Genomic DNA, 23,520 nt, shown 5'->3' with positions numbered 1-23,520 from the left:
AGGGACGATGGCCAACAAGAGTGACACCAGCGACACCCGGACACCCGCGGAGATCGTGAAGACGCTCAGGGCCGGCATCGGCCGCGTCTCCGAAGAGGTGATCGAGGAGATCCAGGCCCGCATCCCCGAGTACGCCCGGCCATCCGACGAGGTCTACATCAAGGTGGTCAGGCTCGCCGTCGAGCAGGCCATCGTCGGCTTCCTCGACCACATCGAGAACCCCGAGGCGCCCTGGGACCCCGAGCCGTTCCGCGTGATCGGCCGGGGCGAGGCCGCCGAGGGGCGCAACTTGGAGCCCCTGCAGACCGCGATGCGGCTCGGCGCCCGTGTGTGCTGGCGACGGCTGACCGAGCTCGCCGGGCCGCTCGGGCTCTCGCCACAGTCTCTCTACGACCTGGGCGAGGCCATCTTCGTCTACCTCGACCAGCTCGCCGACGCGGCGGCCGAGGGCTTCGACGAGGCCAGGGCGCACGCGGCGGGCGAGGTCGAGCGCCGCCGGGCCCGGCTGCTCGACCTACTGCTCAGCCGCCCGCCCGCGAGCCCGGAGGCCATCGCCGACCTGGCCAAGGCCGCGGGATGGCGGCTGCCGAAGACCATCGCCTGCGTGGCGCTCGGCGACCAGCACGGCGCCTACCGCGCTCCGGCCCTGCCGCCCGACGTGCTGACCGGCCTCGACCGGCCCACCCCGTGCCTGCTGGTGCCCGACCCCAACGGCCCCGGCCAGGGCCAGTTGCTGGACACCGCGCTACGCGGGCACCGGGCCGCCATCGGTCCCGCCGTGTCCCTGACCGCCGCCGCCACCTCGCTGCGGTGGGCCGGCGAGGCGCTGGAGCTGTCACGGCGCGGCGTGCTGCCGCGCGGCCTGCTCCGCTGCGCCGACCACATGGCCGCGCTGGTCGTGTTCAAGGACGAGGAGCTGGTCAACACGCTGTCCGAGGCCCGGCTGGCGCCGCTCGCGCACCTGCGGCCGGGCCAGCAGGACCGCCTGGCCGAAACGCTGCTGGCCTGGCTGCGTCACGGCAGGGGCGCGGGCGAGGTCGCGGCGCGCCTGCACGTGCACCCGCAGACCGTCCGCTACCGGCTGCGCCAGCTGGAGGAGCTCTACGGCGACCAGCTCGCCGACCCCGACATCCGCTTCGAGCTGGAGATCGTGCTGCGCGCCCGGCAGGCGCTGCTCACGAGCGGAAGAGCCTGAGCCGGTCCTCGCCGACCCGCTCGCGCAGCGCGTGGTCCTCGATGCCGAGGTCTGGCTCCGGCGCGAGCGCGAGCACGCCGACCTTGCCCACGTGCTGGTTGACCTGTACGGCCCGCGTCGCCTCGGCGGCCCCGGTCAAGGGGTAGACGGCCGAGAGCGTGGGATGGACCATGCCGAGCGAGATGAGCCGGTTGACCTCGTGGCATTCCTGGTAGTTCGCGCCGTGGGAGCCGATGACGCGCTTGAGCTTCATCCACAGGTGCCGGTTGTCGTACGTGTGCGCGTACCCGCTGGAGGAGCCGCAGGTCACCACGGACCCTCCGCGCCGGGCCACGTAGACCGACGCGCCGAACGTCTCCCTGCCGGTGTGCTCGAACACGATCGCCGGGTCCTCACCCACCAGCCGCCTCACCTCAGCGCCGAGCCTGCGCCAGCCCTTCTCGTCGCTCAGGTCGTCGAACTGCGAGCGGTCGATGACGTGCGCGCATCCCATCCGGCCGAGCAACTCGGCCTTCTCCGGCGAGCCGACGATGCCGACCGGGATGCCGCCGCCGTTCCTGACGAGCTGCACGCCGTAGCCGCCGAGTCCGCCCGCCGCGCCCCACAGCAGCACCACGTCGCCCTGCTTCATCCGCGCGCCGCGCTCGCCCACCAGCATCCGGTAGGCGGTCGACGCGCACAGCAGGTTGCACGCCGCCTCCTCCCAGCTCAGGTGCCTCGGCTTGGGCAGCAGCTGGGTCGCCTTGACCACCGCGAACTCGGCCAGCCCGCCGAAGTTGGTCTCGAAGCCCCACGCGCGCAGGTCGGCCGCCAGCATCCCGTCGTGCTGGACGATCGGGTCCTCGCCGTCGATGTACGCCGGGCTGGTCACCACCCGATCGCCGATCCGCCAGTGTCGTACGGCCGCGCCGACCCTGACCACGACCCCGGAGGCGTCGGACCCGAGCACGTGCGTGGGCAGGTCGTGCCGCGGGTCGGTGCGCCCGAACCGCTCCAGGAACGCGAACGTCGGAATCGGCTCGAACATCGCCGACCAGACCGTGTTGTAGTTGATCGCGCTGGCCATCACGGCCACCAGCACCTCGTCGGGCGCCAGCTCGGGCATCGGCACCTGGCCGACGTGCATCGACCTGCGGACGTCCTTGTCATCTTTGTCGTTGATGTCGTCGAACATGCCGACCTCGTCCTTGCGGAGGTGGGCCGCGTTGTAGGTGGACGGCACCTCCAGGCGGGCCAGCTCGTCGGGCTCCGCGCCCGCCACCACGGCCTGTGCCAGCGTCATAACAGTGCCTCCAGGTGCTCGGCGATGACCTCTACGTACGGGGGATCGAGCAGGTTGAGGTGGTGCGATCCGGGGATCTCGACGATCTCCAGCCCACTGCTGTACGCCGCGAAGCCCCTGGCCGGGTCGTCCTCGTGGGCGTATCGGGTGTCCTCCACCGCCCAGGGTGTGGGTTCGGTCGAGCGGTAGAGGACGACCCTGCCCTGGTACGGCCCCGGCCGGTAGCGCTCGATGGCCCGAGTGTCCTCGTGGGAGGTGATCTGGTGGCGCAGGATGGCGGGGCTCAGCAGGCCGAGCACGCCCGACGCGGCGATCCGTTCCTCGACCAGGGCGAGCCGGCCGGGGTCGTCCAGGGCGCGCAGCTCGGCCGGCTCCAGGCGCACGTCCACGCCGTAGGTCTCACCCAGATAGCCCGAAAAATCGATATATCTCTGGGCGTCCAGCTCGCGCCGCTCCTCCTCGTCGACGCGGTCCGGCAGCCCTGAGTCGATCATCGCCACCAGCTCCACGCCGTCGAGCCGCCGCGCGATCTCGAACGCCAGGATCCCCCCGAACGACCACCCCCCGATCCGGTACGGCCCCGCGCAGGTCTCCCGGATGGCCTCGGCGTAGCGGTTCGCCCGCTCGGCCACGTCCAGCCGGCCGGCTCCGTCGAACCGTTCGAGCCCCAGCACCGGGACCCCCAGCCGGTCGGCCAGCAGGCTGTAGACGCCGGTCGTGCCACCGGCCGGATGCGCCAGGAACAGCGGCCTGCCCGGCTTCTCGGTCAGCCGCCGAATCAGGCCACGCCTGGCCTCACCCTCTTCGACCTCCCGGACCGCCTCCGCGATCTCGGCCGCGCTGACGCCGTTCAGGCCGCCCACCATCGGTTTGCCGAGCTCCTTGGCGAGCCGGTCAAGGGCCATGGCCAGCACCTCCGGTTCCACCGGCTCGGTGACCGACGGCTCGCGGCCGAGCAGGCCCGCCAGCACCCGGACGACCTGCCGCTCCGCCGCGTCCCTCGGCTCAACCTGCCGCTCCGCCGCGTCCCCCGGCTCGACTCGTGGCGGCCGAGCGGCCGGCGACATGGGCGGCGACGTGGCCGGCGACGTGGCCGAGGTCGAGGCGCCTCCGTCCGAGGTGTTCGCAGGCGGCTCCGTGCCGGGGGCCGTGGTCAGGTCGAGCCCGGTGGCCACGGCCGAGGCCAGCTCACCCAGGGTGGCGCCATTCAGCAGGGGGGCGGCGGGGATCACGACACCGAAGTCGTACTCGACGGTGCCGCGCAGCCGGGTCGCGGCGAGCGAGTCGAGCCCCAGGTCGGTGAGAACGGTGTCCGCGGCGAGCAGGCCCGGCTCCACGCCGAGCACGGCGGCGGCCCGTTCGCGGACCTTGCCGGTGATGACGCGCACCGCCTCGTCCGGGGCGAGCTCCGCGAGGTCGCCCGCGCCCCGTGGGCTCACGTCGGCGACGTCCGAGAAGTACGGCATGCGGGCGATCCCCGGGAACACCCTGGCCGCCATCTCGGCGTCCAGTCTGACCACGCCCGCAGACAGGTTCCGCTGGATCAGCGCCTCCAGCGCCTCCACACCCTCGGCGGGAGTCAGCGGTTCGACGGCGGGCATCGCGGCCGCCCCGGCCCACGTTCCCCAGTTGATGGAGATCGCGGGCAGCCCTCTGGACCTGCGCAGCGCGCAGAGCGCGTCCAGCCAGGCGTTGGCGGCGGCGTAGGCGGCCTGGCCGGGCGAGCCGAGCAGCGCGGCGGCCGAGGAGAAGGCGACCCACCAGTCCAGGTCCAGTCCCTCGGTGACCTGGTGCAGCCGCAGCCCGCCGCGTACCTTCGCCGCCCACACCCGGTCGAGACTGTCGCGATCGAGGTCGGCCGCCAGCCGGTCGTCGAGAACTCCGGCGGCGTGGATGACGCCACGCAGCCGTACCCCGCCCTCGGTGGCGGCGGCGACCAGCCGCTCGGCCGTGCCGGGCGCGGCGAGGTCGCCGGCGACCACCCGCACGCCCTCCGGCACGGCGGCCCGCTCCGAACGTCCGTTGACCACGACACGCGTCGCGCCGCGCTCCGCCAGCCAGCGGGCGGCGATCAGCCCGAGCCGGCCGTACCCACCAGTGATCAGGTACGCGCCCTCGCCGACGACCGGCAGGGCCCGGACGGGCGGCAGCGCCATCCGCCGCAGCCGAGCCGCGTGGCGCACCCCTGCGCGCCAGGCCACCTCGTCGTCGGCTGAGTCGTGCGCGAGTTCCCGGGTCAGCGCGCCGAGTTCGTCCACGTCCAGCAGCGTCACGCGGCTCTCCGGATGCTCGAACCCCAGCACCCTCACCAGCCCGCGCAGCGCCGCCCCACCCGGATCCCCAGGCTCCCCGTCGTCCACCGCCTGGGCCCGCTCGGTCACGACCGTGAGCCTGCCCCCGCGAACAGCGAGCCTCGCCACGTCCAGGACATACCGCTGCGCGGCCTCAGGATCGAGGCCCCTGGGCACCAGCACGATCCCGTGCCCACCGTCCAGCACCTCAGAGGACGCTGAGAGACTCCGCCTCACGGAGAGGTCCATCGTCACGGGAAGGCCCAGCGTCGCAGACAGGTCCCGCGTCGCAGACAGGTCCCGGGTCGCGGGGAGGTCCCGGGTCGCGGGGAGGTTCAGCATCGTGCGGAGGCGTGGCACTCGTGGATCGCCCGTCTCCGCCACCAGCCACGTGACCGGTGGCGCGACCGGGCCGCCCTCCTGCGGCGCGGGGACCCAGACGCGCTGGACCAGCTTGCTCTCCAGGGAGACGGGAACGGCCGCGGCCTCCCCCGCCTCGACCCCCTCCAACTCCCCGGACGTCATGACCCGCGCCACCCTCTCCAGCGCTCCGTCCAGCCCGGTCACCGCCGAAGCGGGACCGGCAACCCCGTCCGACCCCGGCCCCGCCGAAACCGGGTCGATGACCCCGTGCGGCCCGATGCCCGCCGGGATCAGACGGGCGGTGCCGACGACGGTCCAGGCGCCGGCCGCGTTCTTCGCGGTGAGCTCGATCCGCGTACCCGTCAGCGTGACAGTGACGCGAGCGGGCAGCGGCAGCAGCGCGTGCAGGATCACGTCGTGGAGTTCGGTCTCGCCGTACGCCTCGCGGGCGGCGGCGTGCGCGAGCCGGGCCACGGCGGCGAGAGGGAGCACGGGGTGGCCGTCGCGGTGCCAGTCCTGTGGGGGCAGCCGCCAGGGAGCGTCGGTGAGATCGTCGAGCGTGGTCGTCCAGGCGTGCCCGGCGGGGGTCTCGACGTGCGCGCCGAGCAGCCGGTGACCGGAGGGGCGCCGGTGCGGCGCGACCCAGTGCCGGGTGTGCCGCCACGCCGGGCGCGGCACGTCCACGACACGGCCCCGCGTCCTGGGGGTGACGACGGCGGCCACGGCGGCGAGTTGCGCGTGGAAGGCCTCGTCGTGGTCGCGTTCCAGCGAGTGCGTGACCAGGACGGACCCGGCGGAGACGGACCTCGTGTCGTCCGAAGAGCGGCACGGGGCGGTCCCCCTGGACCTCGTGTCGTCCACGGACCGGCCCGGGACGGATCCCCCGGACGTCGTGAGGGTGTCGTGCAGGGGCTGGGCCAGGACAGGGTGCGGGCTGATCTCGGTGAAGACGGTGAAGCCGTCCTCCTGGGCGGCCCGGACGGCCTGCGTGAGACGGACCGGGCGGCGAACGCCGGCGGCCCAGTAGGCGGCCTCGAAGGCGGGCTGCTCACGCGGGTCGTCGAAGACGGTGGAGTAGTACGGCAGGCGCGCCTTACCGGGCGTGATGGCGGCGAGTTCGTCTCTGATCAGCGGGAGGAGGGGTTTGACCTGGGGCGAATGTCCGGCCCCGGCCGTGGTGAGGGTCCGGGCGAACACACCACGGTCGGTCAGCTCGGCCGTGTACGCCGCCACCCGCCCGGGATCGCCCGTGACGACGGTCTGCCTCGGTGAGGTGTGCACGGCCACGTGCAGGTCGCCGGGCACCTCGCAGGCGGGCACACCCACCACGGCCATCGCGCCGCCACCGCCCAGGCTGCCCAGGAGGCGGGCGCGGCGGCAGCTGACCCGTACACCGTCGTGCACATCCAGCGCGCCCACGACCACGGCGGCGGCCACCTCGCCCATGGAGTGGCCGATGACGGCGGCGGGTTCGATGCCGTAGGCGCGCCAGAGCCTGGCCAGGGCCACCTGGACGGCGAAGATCACCGGCTGGACGGTCGCCACGCCGACCGGGTCGGGGTCGTGGACGTCGATCCCTGCCTCGGCCATGAGCAGGGGCGCCAGCTCGTCGATCGCCTGCCGGTACGGCGGCTCCCGGTCGTAGAGGCGGCGGCCCATGGCGGGCCACTGCGAGCCGTACCCGCTGAACACCCACACCGGCCCCTTCGCCGTCCGGGGAACCGTGACGGGGGCGGCGTCTCGGAGAGCGGACGCGAGCTCGTCCGGTGTCCCGGCCACCACGGCGGCGGCCGACCGGCCCCGGCCCGCGCGCCGGGCGAGCGTGTGGGCCAGGTCGCCCAGGCCGGGCAGGTCTGCCAGGCCGGGCAGGTCCGGGCACCGGCTCGCGAGCGTCCGGGCGTACTCTCGGACGCGGTCCGCGGTGGTGTCAGTGAGGACGAACACCCGCTTCGCGGGACCGTCGCCCGGCGCCGCGCCCGCCGGCGCCTCCGGGGCGGTGTCGAGGACGACGTGGGCGTTGGTGCCGCCGAACCCGAACGAGGACACCCCGGCGCGGGCCGGGTGGCGCGGCCAGCGGGTCGGTGTGGTGACGACCTGGAGAGCGTCCCAGGGGATGTGCGGGTTGGGCTGCCGGAAGTGAAGGCTCGCCGGGATCACCCCGTGGTGCAGCGCCAGCACGGTCTTGATCAGCCCGGCGATCCCCGCGGCCGCCTCCAGATGACCGAGATTGGTCTTGGCGGAGCCCAGGAGCACCGGGCCGGGTAAGGCGACGGCGATGGCGCGGGCCTCGATGGGGTCGCCGAGGTAGGTGCCGGTGCCGTGCGCCTCGATGTAGTCGGGGCCGCGGTCCAGATCGGCGTAGACCTGGCGCAGCAACGCCTCCTGCGCCTGCGGGCTGGGCGCGACCAGGCCGTTGGAGCGGCCGTCCTGGTTGACGCCCGTCGCCCGGATCACGGCCAGCACCCGATCGCCGTCGCGCCGGGCGTCCGTGAGGCGCTTCAGCACGACCACGCCGCACCCCTCGGCACGCGTCATCCCGTCGGCCGAGGCGTCGAACGCCTTGCACCGCCCGTCCGGCGCCGTCCCTCCGCCCCGGTCGAAGGCCACCGTGACCAGCGGCGACAGCAGCAGGTTGACCCCGGCGGCGAGCGCCAGGTCGCACTCCCCCGACCGCAGGGCCCCGACCGCGAGGTGGGTGGCGACGAGCGAGGACGAGCAGGCGGTGTCCACCGCCATGGACGGGCCGCGCAGGTCGAGCAGGTAGGACAGGCGGTTCGCGGCGATGCTGAGCGCCGCGCCCGTCGCGGTCCAGGCGTCCACGCCGGACAGGTCGGCGCTGGTCAGGTAGGCGTACTCGGCGGCCGAGATGCCGACGAAGGCGCCGGTGCGGCTGCCGGCCAGCGACCGGGGCGCGATGCCGCCGTGCTCCAGCGCCTCCCATGCGGTCTCCAGGAGCAGGCGCTGCTGCGGGTCCATCACCGCCGCCTCACCTGGCGCGATGCCGAAGAACCCGGCGTCGAACCCGGCCACGTCGCCGAGGAACCCGCCGTGCCTGGTCGTCCCGGCCAGCACCTCCTCGGTGCGCGCCGAGCCGTCGTCGAACGCCTCCCACCGGCCCGCCGGCACCTCGCCGACGGCGTCGCGCCCGTCGAGCAGCAGCTCCCAGTACGCCTCGGGCCCGTGCGCTCCCGGCACCCGGCAGCCCAGGCCCACCACGGCGACAGGCTCCTCGCGTGACACCCACTCGTCCCGGCGTCCGGCCCCGGCGGGAGAAGTCCGGCCCTCGGCTCCGGCCGCCAGAGTCCGGCCGTCAGTTCCGGCCACCGAAGCCCGGCCGTCGATCTCGGCCGCCGGAGCCCGGCCGTCGATCTCGGCCACCGAAGCCCGGCCGCCGGTCTCGGCCGCCAGGGACTCGGGGGCGGCGAGCGCGCGGGCCAGGCGGTCGATCGTGGGGTGCTCCCACACCAGCGTCGGAGCCAGCTCACGCCCCAGCAACTCGGACAGCTCGCCCGCGATCGCCACCGCGTCCCGCGAGGACAGGCCGTACTCCTCCAACGGCCGATCCGGATCGACCTGCTCGGCACAGCGGAGTCCGATCCGTTCCATGAGGAAGTGGCGGATCTCGCCTTCGCCGAGTGCGTTCACGAGCGCTCCCTGAGGCCGGATGGTCGGCCAACATACCCAGACATTCCAGGCCGGGGGCAGGTCCGTACCGAACATTCCTCGGGAGCGATTTGTCACGCCGGTGATAACCCCGGCGCGGCGCACCTGATCGTCGTGGATCAGCCAGATCGAGCGGCGGTTCGACGAACTACAGCGGCGCTGCCGGCAAGCCGCAGGCCCAAATCGCATCCGAGGCGGCCCGCTGGGCGGGACACTGGATGCCGGGGCGGGCCGCCTGCTTGGAGAACGCCCTGGCCGCCATGCTGACCGCGGCAGTTCGCGGCCGACGCGTGTACGTGTGCATAGGGGCGCGCATGCAGCCCTACGCAGCGCATGCCTGGATCGAGACCGCTACCGGAGCCGCTGGCGAACCGCCTAACCCTGACCGGCCCTACCACCTGCTGCTCCGAATGTCAGCTTCTCAGCCCTGAAGGGGTTGAGCTTGCAGCTCCTCGCCGTCGGTGGTTTCGACGGTTTGGTCCGCGTCAGGCAGCGTGACTCACTGCCCAGCTGGTGACACCGCGTGCGGCGATGTTACGAGCTGCGTTGACGTCGGCGTGCTCAGCGAAGCCGCACGACGTACAGGCGAAGCGGGCCTGGCCGGGCCGGTTCTTCTTGTCCACATGCCCGCAGGCCGAGCAGGCCTGCGAGGTGTAGGCCGGATCTACCCAGACCACGGCGACACCGGCGCGAGCCGCCTTGTAGGCGATGAACCGGCCGAGCTGGTGGAAGCTCCATGAATGCAGCGTGACCCGCTGGGGCTTGCGGAGCCGTACCCGGTCGCGGATGCCCTGGAGATCCTCCAGCGCGATGCCCCGCCCGGTGCGTGCAGCCTCGGTCACGATGCGCTTGGCGATGACGTGGTTGATGTCAGCGGCGAAACGCGCCTCGGCGCGGCGGCGTCTCTTCAGCAACCGTTTCGCGGACTTGGTCTTCTTGGCCTGCAGGCGGCGGCGCAGCTCCCGGTGGCGGTGACGGACCGCGTTCAGGGTCTTGCCGCTGTGGCGGACACCAGCGCCGGTGCTGGTGGCGATGTTGGCGATCCCCAGATCCACCCCGGTGAATCCGTCCGGCGCGCGCACCGGCACGTCCGGCAGGTCGCAGGTGGCGATGAGGAACCACATGCCGTCGCGATACACCAGGTCGGATTCGCCCTTGCGGTGAGCGGCGAGCGTGGTGAGCTGATCGGCCGAGGCGGTGAACGCCACGCCCTTCATCCGGCCGCCCACGGTCCAGATCGACACCGTGCGGGCGTCCAGCTGCCAGGACAGGCAGCGGTCGTCGAACGGCTGGGCCGCGCCGGGGCGAAAGACGATCGGCTTGGCCTGGACCCGCTCACGCCGGGCGGAGCCGGGCCTGCCCAGATTGCCGTTGCGGAGATTGGCGTGCAGCGTGGCGTAGGCGTCGGTGACCTTCTTGATGACGTGCTGCGCGGCCTGGGCCGCCAGCCCGTACCTGTCCTTGATCTGCCCGTAGACGTGCTTGCGCAGATCGTAGTTGCGAAACACCCGCTGGTCGTGGGCGAGCGCCGAAACCCAGGTGGCCGCGTCGTTGACCGCGCGCAACGTCGCCTCCAGCGCCACCGCCTGCTCAGGCGCCGGCAGGAGCCTGACCTGCACCACCAGCTTCACCTCGAACACATTATCGCCAACCCATGCCACCGGGATAGGAAACGAAGAACGCCCGGGCTGAGCCGCTCCACGGCCTACCGGTCACCGCACCGCTCGGGCCTTGGCGGCCCTCCCGCGCTGTCGTTTCCTCCCGGGCGTGAACGCCCAGGGTTCCACGCCAGATCACGCTGAACCGACTCCCGACCGTAAGGGGACACTGCCGTGGCCACCGCGATGACCTTCAGCCCAACTGTCCAGCACGCCCTCCACCACGTCACAGAAATCCGCTACACGCTGCAGGGCGATGGCTCCAAACTGCCCCAGACCTCCGCCCCCGAGATCATCGCGACCATGCTGGACCTGCTTCAGGTGGCACCCGGGCATCGCATCCTGGAAATCGGCACCGGATCCGGCTACTCCACCGCTCTGCTGTCTCACCTGGTCGGCGACACTGGCCACGTCACCTCCATCGACATCGACCCGGATCTCACCCGCCGCGCCGCGCAGCGACTGCGCGCCGATGGGCGCGCCAACATCACCCTGCTCTCTGGCGACGGCGTCATCAGCGTCGCCGGCCACCCGGTGGATCGCATCATCGCCTGGGCCAGCCTGGAGCGTATCCCGCACATGTGGGCGCGCCAGACCGTCCCTGGGGCGATCATGGTGACTCCTGTTCAGGTGACGGACCTCGCCAAGACTTTCCTCGTCGTTCGCGTCCACCGCGGCGAGCACCACGCGTCGCTCACCGCCGATCGACTCCTGCAGGCAGGGTTCGCCGAGGCCTCACCGGAGATCCTCGATCAGTGGATCGTGCCACCCCGTGGGGTGGACGCTCTGACTCGCGACGCCGACGAGCGGCCGTGGTGGCTGTCCGCGCGATGGCTGCGCTCCGGCGGTGGCCAGAACGAAAGCGAGCTTCTCCAGCAGTTGGTGACGTCCCGGCGCCAAGCCGCCGGACCTTTGGATGAGCAGGACGATGCCGCGGACTTCTATTGACCGCCTGGGCCCGTCAGTGGCACGAGCGAGGCAGGCCCGGGCTCGACCAGATGCGACCTGTCCTCCACAACGACCACGGCGGCTGGGCCGTCCGTCCCACCCTGCCCTGACAGTCGAGCTCGTCGGCCCCGACGCTCGCAAAGGATCCCCACATGTGTTTACGCCCTGGCGTAGTCCGCGGCCCCGCCCGCGAAGTCGTACACGATGGCCTGCTCGTCACCCACGACCCAGGCGTCGTGTCCGGGCGGGCAGACGAAGGCCTCTCCCGGTCCCACCTCGGCCTCGGTACCGTCGTCCATCAGGAACCGGAGCCTGCCCTGGGCGACGAAGCCGTTGTGGTGGACCTCGCACGACTCGGTGCCCACGATCGGTCGTACGGACTCCGACCAGCGCCACCCTGGCTCGAACGTACCCACGCCGAAGGTGAGGCCCGTCAGGTAGCAGACGTCGAGGTGCCCCATCGGGAAGTCACGGCGCTCGTCCGGCTTGTCGATGCTCTTCACTTCGATCATGACGTCTCCCTTCCTCACCGCCAGTCTCTCTCTCAGGCCGTCCAGGGTTAATCCGGATTTGTACGGCAAGGCGCAAGCTCTCGCGCTATTTCGTTGCTTCAGGTCATAGCTCGGCATGGCCGTGACCTCTAACGTCACCTGGGCCCTGGCATTTCCCATGCGAACCGGGAGCCCTCATGCGATCGCGCCCCCTCTCGGCCCTGCTGGCCCTGGCCACGGCGCTCCTCGTCGGCGCGAGCGCCACCCCGGCCGTAGCCGATCCCACGCCGCCGAAGAGCTACGCGCCCGGCCAGAAGGCGCTGCCAGGCGGCGCCCGCGTCGTGAGCGAGCGGCGGCTGAGCCCGCGCATGCTCGACCTGCTCATCTCGTCGCCGTCGACCGGCAAGCTGACCCCGGTCCGCCTGCTTCTGCCCGAAGGCTGGTCGAAGACCGCCCAGCGCACCTGGCCGGTGCTCTACCTACTGCACGGCGGCGCCGACGACTACACGTCGTGGACCAGGATGACGGACGTGGCCGCCTACACCGCGAAGCTGGACGCGATCGTGGTCATGCCCGAGGCGGGGCGGGCCGGCAACTACACCGACTGGCACAACGGCGGCCGGGGCGGCACCCCGGCGTGGGCGACGTTCCACACCGACGAGGTACGGCGACTGCTGGAGCTCGGCTACCGGGCCGGCACCCGGCGGGCGATCGCGGGCCTGTCGATGGGCGCGTACGGCGCGATCAAGTACGCCGCCCGCTACCCGGGGATGTTCCGCTTCGCCGGCGCCTACAGCGGCATCCTGGCCACCGAGCTGCCCGGCATCCCGGCCGTCATCATGAACGCCCAGGCCAGCGAGAAGCAGGACCCGCTCGCGCTCTGGGGTGACCCGTTGCGCGACCGCAAGGTGTGGGCCGCCAACGACCCGCTGGTGCTGGCGCCCAACCTGAAGGGCGTGCGGATCTACCTGTCCAGCGGCACCAACAGCTTCAACGGCCCGCTGGACCCGCCGGGCTCCCCCTGGCACCCGGCCCACCTGGGCGAGCCCCTGTCGGCCTACACGGCCAAGGCGCTCAGCAAGCGCCTGAAGAAGCTCGGCATCCCGCACACGCTGCACCTGTACGGAAACGGCACGCACACCTGGCCGTACTGGACCCGCGAGTTCAAGAACTCCTACCCGATGATCCTGTCGGCCCTCGGCCTCCGGGGCGGCGGCACCGCCCCGGTCCCGTCGCCGACGGAGACGTCCGGCGGCGACTGGCGGCTGGATCCGGGCTGACGAGGCCACGGGACGCCATCGCTGTCGCGTCGTCCGGCGCTCCATCCCACGCACGGTTGAAACGATGTCACGTCGTCGACGCCCCGCTGAGCGCGACGACGAGACTGGCCGCCGCGAGCAGGAACGCGGCGGATGTTCCGACGTACCGCTCCGGCTTGCTTCGGGACACCGCGTTGGGGATGACGCTGAGCGCGGCGAACCCGAACACCGCCCAGGTGCCGACAACCGCGACGGGCTCCGCCACTACGTCGATCCAGCCGACCCGGTCCAGGACCACGACTGCGAACACGACATAGAGCACCAGCGCGACACCGCTGCCGACCCGCAGCGGCCCCGGGAGGACCCGGTGCTGCCCGCCCCACGCAAGGCTCCCCCATGGCGCGCCGCACACGAGCGCCAGTTGCAGGACCGACAGCAGGACGAGGACGACGACGAAGACGACAACCAGGACAGGCACCAACTCGTTCAAGGGATCGTCCTCCAGGGGCGAGACACATCGCGCGAAAGACACGATATGTCGCGTTGCATCCCTAGGTCAAGATATATCGCGTCCACCCATGGCGGCCTCGCCCCAACGGACAGGAGGGCGTGGGTGAGCCACCTGAGCGCCGGATCCTTGGGGCGGACGCTGCGTGTCAGGCGCCGGCGTGCACGTACACCTGGCCGAAGACCTCCGCGAGGTTCTTCATGTCCGTGGCCGGGTCGACCTCGGGGTTGGCCGGGTCGTACACGGTGGCCAGGCGCGGGCGGACCGAGGTCAGCTTCTTGAGCTGGTCCCAGGTGGCGTTGGTCGCCCACTTCTCGCCGAAGGTCCTGCTGACCTGGCCCTGCTCGTCCTTCCAGCGGCTCCAGAGGGTCACCGTCTCGGCGGCGTCGGTCTGCAGCGGGATCGCGATCCGGTCGTTGATCGCCTGCGTGGTCTGCTCGGTGGTGAGCTTCGAGGCACCGGTCGCGGCGAATCCGGCGTCCTCGGAGGCGATCTGGCCGTAGGCGTCCCAGGCGCGGGCCCGGACCTGGATCCACTGGTTGCGCTGCGCCGCGACCGCGTCGATCTTCCAGGTGGCGTACTCGGTGGCCAGCAGACCGCTGTCCAGGGCGAGCTGGTCGATCTGTCCCTTGGACAGCCAGGCGCCGACCCGCTCGGGGGTCGACAGCGGGTGCTTCTTGGTCATCTCGGTCTTGCACGCCTCGTCGGCGCCGCAGCCGAGCACCGGCACGACCGTGTGGACGGCCAGCTTCTTGCCCGGCGCGAGCTTGCGCAGCGCGGCGGAGGTCTCGGCGACGAACTTGTCGATCTCGTCGGCGGTCTTGAACGTCTGGTCGAACCCGAGCTGCGTGGTGAACCTGATGCCCGCGACCCCCGGCTGCACGGCCAGCGCGGCCAGCTTCCTGACGGCCGCGTCGAGCTTGCCGTCCTTCCAGGCGCCGGTCAGCTCGGCGTTGATCCAGATCCGCAGGTTCTCCTTGGCGGCGGCCTGGACGGCCTGCCCCGCGGCGGTCTTCTCGGCCTGCGCGATCTCGGCCTGTGACAGCCTGGCCGGGTTCACGTAGCAGCTCTCGCCCTCCTTGCACTCGGGCGTGCCGCCGTCCTCCGCCCCCTCGACGTCGGGGTCGCCGGCGTCGCGCGGGATCCCGTCGCCGTCACCGTCCTCGCCGGTAGGGCAGACGTTGCCCGGCTCGGTGCAGTCGATCACGATCGGGTCGAGCGGTCCGGCCTCCTGGAGGTGCTCGCCGTCGTTGTCGAGCCAGAACCTCGCGATGTCCGCCGCCTCTTCGGGGGTGGCCATCCAGCGGCAGACCACGTACGCCGGGGTGTCCGCGGCCATCAGGTCGTTGCAGTTCTTCGGATCGTCCTGCGCCCACGCGGGGACGCCGATGCCGAGCAGTGAGAGGGCGAGCCCGATGACGAAGATCTGCCGCAGTCGCATGGCGCGTTACTCCAGGGGGTGATCGGCGGACATATCGCACACTATCGGGATGATCAGCGACGTTCAATGAGATCCAGAGCAGTCTTCACCCCATCCTCCACTCGAAGTAGCCGTCCAAGTCGAGCCGCTTTCTCGCGATATTTCGGTACGAATCGCAGCCGTGCGGCCAGAGCCTCCGCCGTCAGCTCCCCGATCGGCAACGGCGGCGGCCCCACGCCCAGGGCGGCCACCCGCCGCCCCCAGAACGGCTGGTCGGAGAAGAACGGGCAGATCAGGCCGGGCACCCCGGCCGTCAGCACCGTCCCGGTCGTCCCCGCACCGCCGTGGTGCACGACGCCGGCCAGCCGGGGGAACAACCGGGCGTGATCCACCTCCCCGACCGGCAGCACCTCGTCCGACGCGGCCACGGGCAGCCCCTGCACGATCCCGCGCAGCCCGGCCAGCCGCAGCCCCGCCACGACCCGCTCCGCCACCCGATGGGGCTCGGCCGGCGTCATGCTGCCGAAGCCCACGTACACGGGCGGCGGACCGGCCCGCAGAAATCCCTCCAGCCCGCCGGGGTCGGGGGGCGGCGAACGCTCGGGGAGCCGCCAGTAGCCGGTGAGGTGCGCGTACTCCGGCCAGTCCCGGGGCCGGGGCACCACGAGCGGGCTGACCCCGCACAGCACCGGCACCCGGTCACGCCGGTCGGCCGCGAACGGGCTCCCCCGCAACGGCCCCAGCCCCAGTCTCCGGGCCCGCAGCCGGTTGACCATGCGCGCCAGCGCCAGCCAGCCGAGCCGTTCCACCACCGCGTAGCTGAGCCGGTTGCCCATCCCGCCCAGCGTGCGCAGCGAAACCAGCGGGTTCGGGAACTCGCCGGTCGGCTCGCTCGGCTGGAACTGCAGGATCGCGTACGGCATGCCGTACCTGTCGTGCAGGTGCCTGCCGAACGCGCCCAGGGCGGGCGCGAGCACCAGGTCGGCGCCCGCGCAGGCCTCGTCCACCTCGGCGACGAGCCGCTCGGCCAGCGGCTCCACCACGGTCCTGAACCCGCGCACGAACCCGAGCGGCCCCTCGCGCAGCCACGCCTGCCCCTCGGGGCTCTCCACGACGGCCACCGGGTCCACCCCGAGCGGCGCGAACACCGTCGCCGCCCCCTCCGCCAGGGGCCCGTACCTGCGCGCGGCCACGAGCGTCACCCGATGCCCCCGCGCCAGCAACCCGGCGGCCAGCGCCACGCACGGCTGCGTGTCCCCCCGCGACCCGAACGCCAGCACCGCCACCCTCACGACGGCACCGAGCCGGCCGGGACCCACGCGAGCGCCGGCTTGGTCACGGCAGCGTCACCAAACTGATCACGGCCCCGGCCAGCACCAGCCCGGCCGCCACGGCCAGCCCGAGCGAGTAACCGAGCGCGAAACCGCCGGCCCCCTGCACGATCACCCCGATGACCGCGATGCCGAACAGCCCGGAGATCTCCCTGCTGACCGAGAAGATCCCGCCCGCCACCCCGGCCCGCTCCTCCGGCACCGCCCCCAGCACGGCCGACCCGAGCGGCATGGTCAGCGCCGACCCCACGCCGATCGCGCAGACGGCGGGCAGTAGTCGCGCCCATCCGTCCCCTGGCTCCAGGAACGCCGCCGCCACCATCCCGGCGGCCACCAGCACCAGGCCGAGCGCCACCGTGCGCCCGGCCCCCACCCGCCGCTCGATCATCGGCGCGAGCGGCGTCACCGCGACCACCAGCAGCGCCAGCGGCACGAACGCCAACCCGGAGGCCACCGGCGTGAACCCGAGCACTCCCTGCAGGAAGAGGGCGGTGTAGAAGAACACCCCGTTCACCCCGAGCCCCCACAGCACCTGGGCCAGCACGCCGCCGGTGAAGGCCCTGACCCGGAACAGCTCCGGCTCTGCCATCGGCGCCGTCACCCGCCGCTCCACGACCAGGAACACCAGCCCGCCCGCCAGGCAGGCGGCCAGCGCCGACAGCACGGCAGGAGACGTCCAGCCGTGCTCACCCGCGTGGATCAGCGCGAACGTCCCGGCGGACAGGCACACCACGGAAGCCACCGAACCGGCCACGTCCACCGGGACCCGCCGCTCGGCGACCGTCTCCGGCACCGCCACGACGGCCAAGGCGATGACGGCCACGCCCACCGGCACGTTGATGAGGAAGATCCAGCTCCAGTGGAGGTGCTGGCTGAGGTATCCGCCCACGACCGGCCCCAGCGCCAGCGCTCCCGCTCCGGACGCCATCCACACGGCCACTCCCAGCGACCGCTCCCGTTCGTCCCGGCCGGCGAGCACGGCCAGGGTCGCCGGCAGGATCAGCGCCGCCCCCGCCCCTTGGGCGAGCCGCGCCGCCACCAGTAACCCGATCGACGAGGCCAGCCCGGCGACCAGCGAAGCGGCGGTGAACACGCCGAGCCCGGCCACGAGCATCCGGCGCCGCCCGTACACGTCGGCCAGCCGGCCACCGGCCAGCATGAATCCGGCGAACGTCAGGATGTAGCCGGTGGCCACCCACTCCAGCGCGGCCAGCCGGGCGCCGAGATCCCGCTGGATGCTCGGCAGCGCGACGGTCACCACGGTGTTGTCCAGCGTCGTCACGAACCCGGCCAGTCCGACGACGGTCAGCAACAGGCCCATCCGCCCCGCTGTCCGACCGCCCGGCCGTGTGGGCGCGGCTGCCACGGTCAAGAGTCCACCTCCACCCAGCGCCATCCCGGCCCTTCGGGGTCGGGCCTCACCACCTTCGTCCGCCCTCCGGTCACCTTCACCCACCCCGTGTGGTCGTGCTCGGCGGTCACCGGGACGGGGTCGGTGTCGACTCCGAAGACGGCCACCGTCCCGCTGACGGGCACCACGGGCGGCGCGTCCTCGGCCTCGGCCCAGTACCAGCCGGGCCCGTCGGTTCTGGGCTTGATCACCCTGCTCGGCCGCCCGCCGCCGCCTACCGCCGCTCCCTGTCCGCGCCGCACCTCCTCGGGAGCGAGCTCACGAGCAGACGGGCCGGAGAGCCCACGACCGGCTCCCGAGGCGGGCTTGGGGGCGGGTTCCGAAGCCGGCCCGGGGGCGGGTTCCGGGGCGGGGGCGTGGAGGGAGAAGCGGAGGCGGCGCAGCGGCCGGGGCAGCCACCAGTTGGCGGACCCCAGAAGCCGCATCGTGGCGGGCACGAGCAGAGCGCGCACCAGCGTGGCGTCGACCACGATGGCCACGAACATCCCGACCCCGAGCAGCTTCACCACGGTGATGCCGGCCGTGGAGAAGGCCCCGATCACGACGAGCAGCAGCAGCGCCGCGCTGGTGATGACACCGCCGGTCTGCTGCAGCCCCGCCGCCACGGCCGCCGTGTTGTCGCCGGTACGCAGCCACTCGGCGCGCACCCGCGACAGCAGGAACAGCTCGTAGTCCATCGACAGTCCGAACACCACCGCCAGGATCAGCACCGTGACCGTGGCCTCGATGGTGCCCGTGGAGGTGAAGCCGAGGACGGAGGCCAGGTGGCCGTCCTGGAAGGCCCAGACGATCACGCCGAAGGACGCGCCGATGGAGAGCACGTTCATCAGCAGCGCCTTGACGGGCAGCACGATCGAGCCGAACGCGGCGAACAGCAGCAGCCCGGTGGCCAGGCCCACCACCAGGGCCATCCGGGGCAGCGTGTCGACCAGGCTGTCCATCAGGTCCATCTGCGCCGCCGTGGAGCCGCCCACGACGACCCGCCGGACGTTCGGCTCGGGGGTCATGGACCTGACCAGGGTGACGAGGTCGCGCGCCTCGGTGGACATCGGGTCGTAGGAGTAGCGGACGGCCAGGCGTACCGCGCCGTTGGCCTGGGAGAGACCGGCCACGTCGACGCCCGTCACCCCGTCGAGGCGGTTCAGCCGGTCGGCGAGTGGCTTGACGTCGGCGGGGGTGACCGGGGTGACGGCGCTGATCGGGGTGTGGCCCTGGCCGAGCGGGCCGGGGACGGCGGGCCGTTCGGTGAAGGTGCGTTCGACGAGCACGTGGACGTCGATGGGAGCCATGGAGTTGCGGGCGAAGTCGCGGTCGATGGTCTCGGCGACCTGGCGGCTCTCGGCGGCGGCGGGCAGCACCCGATGGTCGACGTTGCCGAACTTCACGTGCAGGAACGGCACCGCCAGCCCGAGCAGCACGGCGGTGACGGCCACGAGGTAGAGCAGCGGGCGTCTCATCACGCTGGAGGCGACCGCGTGCCAGGCCCCGCCCCGGCCGCCGGAGCCGCCGAAGTCGGGCGTGAGCCTGATGGCGTTCACGCGGGTGCCGAGGACGCCGAGCAGGGCGGGCAGCACGACGAGCGCCGCCGTCATGGCCACCAGCACGACGGCCGCCGCGCCGAGCCCGATCGAGCGCAGGAACATCTGCGGGAACAGCAGCAGCCCGAGCAGCGACGTCGCCACGGTCAGGCCGGAGAAGGCCACGGTGCGGCCGGCGGTCGCCATGGTGCGCACGACCGCCTGCTCGGTGGTGGCGCCCCGGCGGATCTCCTCGCGGAAGGCGTTCAGCACGAAGAGCGAGTAGTCGATGGCCAGCCCGAACCCGAGCATGGTGACGACGTTCAGTGAGAAGACCGAGACCTCGGTCACCTCGGTGAGCAGCCGCAGCAGCACGAGCGCGCCGAGCACCGCCAGCGCACCGACGATCAGCGGCAGCCCGGCGGCCACCAGGCTGCCGAAGACGACCACGAGCAGCACGAGCAGCACCGGCATGGAGATCGTCTCGGCGCGCACCAGGTCGGCCGCGGTCTGGTCGTTGAGCTCCTTGAGCAGCGGCACCGAGCCGCCGACCCGGACGACCAGGTTCTCGGCGGCGAGCCGGTCCTTGATGGCGGCGTAGGCGGCCTGCCGGTCGCCCTTGAGGGTGATCACCGCGTAGGTGGCGTGCTCGTCGGCGGATCTGAGCTCCTTGGCGCCGGTCGTCCAGTAGGTGGCCAGCCGGCGGACGTGCTCGGCGGGCAGCGCGCGCAGCGAGTCGTGGACGGCCTTCTTGAACCTCGGGTCGCCCACCTTGACCTTCGGGTGCCGGTAGAGGACGACGACGTCGGGGGCGTTGCCGCCGTACCAGTCGTCGTTCCACGTGGCGGCGGTGGTCGACTCGGCGGCGGGGTCCTCGAACCCGCCGTCGGACATCCGCCCGAACAACTCCAGCCCGAAGGGCGCGACCAGGACGGCCGCCACCAGGCTCAGCACCAGGAGCGTCCACCTGCCGCGATAGACCAGCCGGCCGGCCGTCTCAAACAAGGGCGCCCTCCAGGTACGCCCGCAGGCACGCGCGCCGCGCGATCTTCCCGCTGGACGTGCGGGGCACGGCACCCGCCTCGGTCAGCACGAAGTCGTGGACCGACAGGTCGTGGTGGGTCCGGACCGCCGCCCGCACCCTGCGCGCCACCTCGGCCGGGTCCGCGTCCGCGCCCCGGCGCGACCGCTCGGCCACCACTACGAGCCGCTCGGTCTCCTCTCCCGGCACCGCGAACGCCGCCACGTGGTCCCGGCGCACGGCCTCGTGCGCCTGCTGCACGGTGACCTCGATGTCCTGCGGATAGTGGTTGCGCCCGTCGACGACGACCAGGTCCTTGATGCGCCCGGTGACGTACAGCCGGCCGTCGTGCCGGACGCCCAGGTCGCCGGTCCTGAGCCAGGTGCCGTCCGCGCCGTCCAGCACCGCGCCGAACACCTCGGCGGTGCGCGCGGCGTCCCGCCAGTAGCCGCGCGCCACGTTCGGCCCCTGCACCCAGAGCTCGCCGACGTGCCCGTCCGGCAGCGCCCGCCCGTCCTCGCCGACGACGCGCACCTGCTGCCCGGTCGGCCGCCCGCAGGAGACGAGCGCGCTGCGCGCCCCCTCGCCGCCGTACTGGACGGCGCGCCCCTCGCCGAGGGCGTCGCGGTCGAACTCGGTCACGAGGTACGGCTCGTCCCGGCCCGCCGCGGCCACGAAGACGGTCGCCTCCGCCAGCCCGTACGCCGGGGTCTGGGCCTCGGGACGCAGGCCGCAGCCGGCGAAGGCGGCCTGGAACGCCTCCATCGTGGCCGGCCGCACCGGCTCGGCGCCGTTCAGCATGACGCGCACGCCGGACAGGTCGAGCCCCGCCTTGTCCTCCTCGCTCACCCGGGCGGCGGTGTACTCGAAGGCGAAGTTGGGCCCTCCGGTGAAGACGTCGTCGAACTCGCTCAGCAGCCGCAGCCACCGCACCGGGTGCATGACGAACGCCACCGGATCCATGAACGCGACCTGGTTGCCGCCCACGATCGGCATCGCGACCGTGGCGATGAGCCCCATGTCGTGGAAGAGCGGCAGCCAGAGCGCCGCGACGGAGGTGCGGGGCGTGGCCCGGAACGCCTCCCAGAGCTGGGCGGCGTTGGCGGTGACGTTCGCGTGGGTGATCTCCACTCCGGCGGGCGACCGGGTGGAGCCGGAGGTGTACTGCAGGTAGGCCACGTCCTCGGGCTGCGGGAGCGGCTCGTCCCACTCGTCGGCCAGCAGGTCGGAGACCGTGTCCACGGTGAGCACCCGTTTCGGGGCGGGCGCCGTCTCCAGGAACGCGGTGACGCCGGGCAGCGCCTCGGTGGTGGTCAGCACGACCACGGGAGCGGCGTCGGCGTAGGCTCCGGTCAGCCGGTCGGCGTGCCCCGGCAGGTCGGGCACGAACAACGGCACCGCCACGACTCCGGCGTACATCGCCCCGAGCATCGCCACCACGTAGTCGAGGCCCTGCGGCGCCAGCACGGCCACCCGCTCACCCGGCCCGGCGAGCTCACGCAGCCGTACGGCCAGCGCCCGCGCCCTGAGGTCGGCCCGGCTCCAGGTGAGAGTGTGCCGTGCCCCGCCGCCCAGGTGGTCGACGAAGGTGTAGGCGGGCGCGTCGGGCGTCTCCCGCGCCCACCGCGCCACATGGGCGATCAGTGCGTCAGGCATGCCGGGATCCCCTCGCCGACGGACAGGGACCTAGCAAATTACGGCAGACGGGGCGACGATTCTTGCCATACCTCCTCACATTCCGCGTTCGGTGTTGTTGCCGGAGTGACAAGCGCCGAATAACGGGACGACAGGAGTTATAGCGGGCGGGCACAATAGGGCGATCGGGCGTCGAGGGGGCCACCACGTGCACAGTTATCGTCGCGATCTCGGGTTGCTCCGGGATCGACGTTTCGCGCTGCTTCTGTCAGCACGGACGATCTCCGTTCTGGGCAGCGCCTTCGCCCCCGTGGCGCTCGCCTTCGGCGTCCTCGGCCTGCCCGGCGCCAACGCGACCACGCTGTCGGTGGTGCTCACCGCCCAGGCGTTGCCGATGGTGGTGTTCATGCTGGTCGGCGGGGTGATCGCGGACCGCTTCCCGCGCTCCCGGGTGATGATGGTCGGCGAGCTGGTCAACGCGCTGGCCTTCTTCGCGCTGGCCGTGATGCTGCTCACCGGCTGGACCCCGCTGCCTGCCCTGGTGACGGCCGCGGCGATCGGCGGCGTGGCGATGGCGGTGCTGTTCCCGGCGCTGACCGGCATCATCCCGGACGTCGTGCCCGCCGAACAGTTGCAGGCCGGCAACGCGCTGCTCGGCCTGGGCGCCAACAGCTCCCGGGTGGCCGGGGCGGTGCTGAGCGGCATCACGGTGGTGCTGTTCGGAGGCGGCTGGGCGCTGGCCGTCAGCGGCGCCATGTTCGCCGTGGCCGCCCTGCTGATCGCGGCGCTGCGGATGGCGCCCAGCGAGCGTCCCGCCGGGGCGGAGCGCCATTCGGTGCTGGCCGACCTGCGCGAGGGGTGGCACGAGTTCAGGTCCCGGCAGTGGATCTGGGTGGTGGTCCTGCAGTTCTCCGTCATGGTGATGGCGATCCAGGCGGGCCACGGAGTGCTCGGGCCGCTGCTGGCCAAGGAGAGCCTGGGCGGCGCCCCCGCCTGGTCGGCGTTCCTCGCCGGTGAGGCGGTGGGCACGATGGCCGGGGTGCTGTTCTCCCTGCGCCTGCGGCCCAGCCGCCCGATCCTGGTGGCCACCCTGCTCTGCCTGCCCATCGCCGTGCCGTACTTCATGCTGGGGTTCAGCACGCCGCTCTGGGTGATCGTGGGCGGGGCGTTCGTGCTCGGCGTCTGCTTCGACGTGTTCGGGGTGCTCTGGTACACGACCATGCAACGGGAGGTGCCGGCGGAGTCGCTGTCGCGGGTCAGCTCCTACGACGCGCTCGGGTCGCTGATGTTCGGGCCGGTCGGGCTCATGCTGGCCGGGCCGGCGGCGGCGCTGGTCGGCACGCGGAACGCGCTGATCGCGTGCGGCGTCATCGTCCTGCTCTCGACGCTCGCGGCCCTGCTGTCGCCGGGGGTGCGCAACCTGCGCGCTCCGGGCCCCGCCGCCGCCGCCCAGCCCGCCGCCCCCCAGCCCGCCTCCGGCTGACCACCGCTACCCGGCCGGTCTCCGGCTGAGCACCATCACCCGGT

The 23,520-nt window shown here is 72.6% G+C and carries 14 protein-coding genes and 1 pseudogene; 5 read left to right on the top strand and 10 right to left on the bottom strand.

Annotation, left to right across the window (positions count from 1 at the left end):
• Positions 1-7: 7 nt before the first annotated feature.
• Positions 8-1,195 carry a helix-turn-helix domain-containing protein gene (locus tag AB0I38_RS16895; protein ID WP_358467986.1) on the top strand — a complete coding sequence of 396 codons (1,188 nt, stop codon included), beginning with the start codon at positions 8-10 and terminating at the stop codon, positions 1,193-1,195.
• Here the strand turns inward: AB0I38_RS16895 and ccrA are convergent.
• Complete coding sequence (gene ccrA / locus AB0I38_RS16890; RefSeq protein ID WP_358467983.1) at positions 1,176-2,477, bottom strand: crotonyl-CoA carboxylase/reductase; 1,302 nt, start codon at positions 2,475-2,477, stop codon at positions 1,176-1,178. The genes AB0I38_RS16895 and ccrA overlap by 20 nt on opposite strands.
• The gene (locus tag AB0I38_RS16885; protein ID WP_436838754.1) at positions 2,474-8,737 is read right to left on the bottom strand and encodes an SDR family oxidoreductase; all 6,264 of its coding nucleotides are present in this window, start codon (positions 8,735-8,737) and stop codon (positions 2,474-2,476) included. Before AB0I38_RS16885 ends, ccrA begins: the two co-directional genes overlap by 4 nt.
• Positions 8,738-8,952: 215 nt before the next feature.
• On the opposite strand from AB0I38_RS16885, the pseudogene AB0I38_RS16880 reads away from it, so the two are divergent.
• Positions 8,953-9,225, top strand: a pseudogene (locus AB0I38_RS16880) (lasso peptide biosynthesis B2 protein); the annotation flags it as partial.
• Between the two features lie 54 nt (positions 9,226-9,279).
• Here AB0I38_RS16880 and AB0I38_RS16875 read toward each other — a convergent pair.
• Entirely contained in the window at positions 9,280-10,425 is a 1,146-nt protein-coding gene (locus AB0I38_RS16875) for an RNA-guided endonuclease InsQ/TnpB family protein (RefSeq protein ID WP_358467977.1), read from the bottom strand.
• 201 nt (positions 10,426-10,626) lie between these two features.
• On the opposite strand from AB0I38_RS16875, the gene AB0I38_RS16870 reads away from it, so the two are divergent.
• Positions 10,627-11,400, top strand: coding sequence for a protein-L-isoaspartate O-methyltransferase family protein (locus AB0I38_RS16870; protein WP_358467974.1), 774 nt, complete (start codon positions 10,627-10,629; stop codon positions 11,398-11,400).
• A gap of 158 nt (positions 11,401-11,558) precedes the next feature.
• Here the strand turns inward: AB0I38_RS16870 and AB0I38_RS16865 are convergent, their stop codons facing one another.
• On the bottom strand, positions 11,559-11,912 hold the full coding sequence (locus AB0I38_RS16865) for a cupin domain-containing protein (protein WP_358467971.1): 354 nt from the start codon (positions 11,910-11,912) through the stop codon (positions 11,559-11,561).
• Positions 11,913-12,088: 176 nt separating this feature from the next.
• On the opposite strand from AB0I38_RS16865, the gene AB0I38_RS16860 reads away from it, so the two are divergent.
• The gene (locus AB0I38_RS16860; RefSeq protein WP_358467968.1) at positions 12,089-13,171 is read left to right on the top strand and encodes an alpha/beta hydrolase; all 1,083 of its coding nucleotides are present in this window, start codon (positions 12,089-12,091) and stop codon (positions 13,169-13,171) included.
• A gap of 67 nt (positions 13,172-13,238) precedes the next feature.
• Here AB0I38_RS16860 and AB0I38_RS16855 read toward each other — a convergent pair whose 3' ends face one another.
• From AB0I38_RS16855 to AB0I38_RS16830, 6 genes are all read right to left on the bottom strand, one after another.
• The gene (locus AB0I38_RS16855; RefSeq protein WP_358467965.1) at positions 13,239-13,640 is read right to left on the bottom strand and encodes a hypothetical protein; all 402 of its coding nucleotides are present in this window, start codon (positions 13,638-13,640) and stop codon (positions 13,239-13,241) included.
• A 166-nt stretch (positions 13,641-13,806) separates the two neighbouring features.
• Positions 13,807-15,099: a hypothetical protein gene (locus tag AB0I38_RS16850; RefSeq protein ID WP_358467963.1), complete on the bottom strand. Its 1,293-nt coding sequence runs from the start codon at positions 15,097-15,099 to the stop codon at positions 13,807-13,809.
• Positions 15,100-15,152: 53 nt separating this feature from the next.
• Positions 15,153-16,370: a glycosyltransferase gene (locus AB0I38_RS16845; RefSeq protein WP_358467960.1), complete on the bottom strand. Its 1,218-nt coding sequence runs from the start codon at positions 16,368-16,370 to the stop codon at positions 15,153-15,155.
• A gap of 43 nt (positions 16,371-16,413) precedes the next feature.
• Positions 16,414-17,775 carry an MFS transporter gene (locus tag AB0I38_RS16840; protein ID WP_358468529.1) on the bottom strand — a complete coding sequence of 454 codons (1,362 nt, stop codon included), beginning with the start codon at positions 17,773-17,775 and terminating at the stop codon, positions 16,414-16,416.
• Positions 17,776-17,777: 2 nt separating this feature from the next.
• Positions 17,778-20,342 (bottom strand): MMPL family transporter, encoded by a 2,565-nt coding sequence (locus AB0I38_RS16835; protein ID WP_358467957.1) that lies wholly within the window; start codon positions 20,340-20,342, stop codon positions 17,778-17,780.
• Positions 20,335-22,014: a fatty acyl-AMP ligase gene (locus tag AB0I38_RS16830; protein WP_358467954.1), complete on the bottom strand. Its 1,680-nt coding sequence runs from the start codon at positions 22,012-22,014 to the stop codon at positions 20,335-20,337. The genes AB0I38_RS16835 and AB0I38_RS16830 overlap by 8 nt, the downstream gene beginning before the upstream one ends.
• A 187-nt stretch (positions 22,015-22,201) precedes the next feature.
• On the opposite strand from AB0I38_RS16830, the gene AB0I38_RS16825 reads away from it, so the two are divergent.
• The gene (locus AB0I38_RS16825; RefSeq protein WP_358467951.1) at positions 22,202-23,476 is read left to right on the top strand and encodes an MFS transporter; all 1,275 of its coding nucleotides are present in this window, start codon (positions 22,202-22,204) and stop codon (positions 23,474-23,476) included.
• Positions 23,477-23,520: the final 44 nt, after the last annotated feature.

This window comes from Nonomuraea cavernae (assembly GCF_040655715.1).
In the GTDB taxonomy this organism is placed as follows: Bacteria; Actinomycetota; Actinomycetes; order Streptosporangiales; family Streptosporangiaceae; genus Nonomuraea; species Nonomuraea cavernae_A.
The sequence above is the reverse complement of the archived record's forward strand: the minus strand, read 5'-3'. Positions and strand labels throughout refer to the sequence as shown.

Bases quoted from the DNA above. Each gene is read 5' to 3' on its own strand.
- AB0I38_RS16885 (WP_436838754.1), bottom strand. From the start codon at position 8,737: ATGGAACGGATCGGACTCCGCTGTGCCGAGCAGGTCGATCCGGATCGG.
- AB0I38_RS16865 (WP_358467971.1), bottom strand. From the start codon at position 11,912: ATGATCGAAGTGAAGAGCATCGACAAGCCGGACGAGCGCCGTGACTTC.
- AB0I38_RS16895 (WP_358467986.1), top strand. From the start codon at position 8: ATGGCCAACAAGAGTGACACCAGCGACACCCGGACACCCGCGGAGATC.
- AB0I38_RS16830 (WP_358467954.1), bottom strand. From the start codon at position 22,014: ATGCCTGACGCACTGATCGCCCATGTGGCGCGGTGGGCGCGGGAGACG.
- ccrA (WP_358467983.1), bottom strand. From the start codon at position 2,477: ATGACGCTGGCACAGGCCGTGGTGGCGGGCGCGGAGCCCGACGAGCTG.
- AB0I38_RS16850 (WP_358467963.1), bottom strand. From the start codon at position 15,099: ATGCGACTGCGGCAGATCTTCGTCATCGGGCTCGCCCTCTCACTGCTC.
- AB0I38_RS16860 (WP_358467968.1), top strand. From the start codon at position 12,089: ATGCGATCGCGCCCCCTCTCGGCCCTGCTGGCCCTGGCCACGGCGCTC.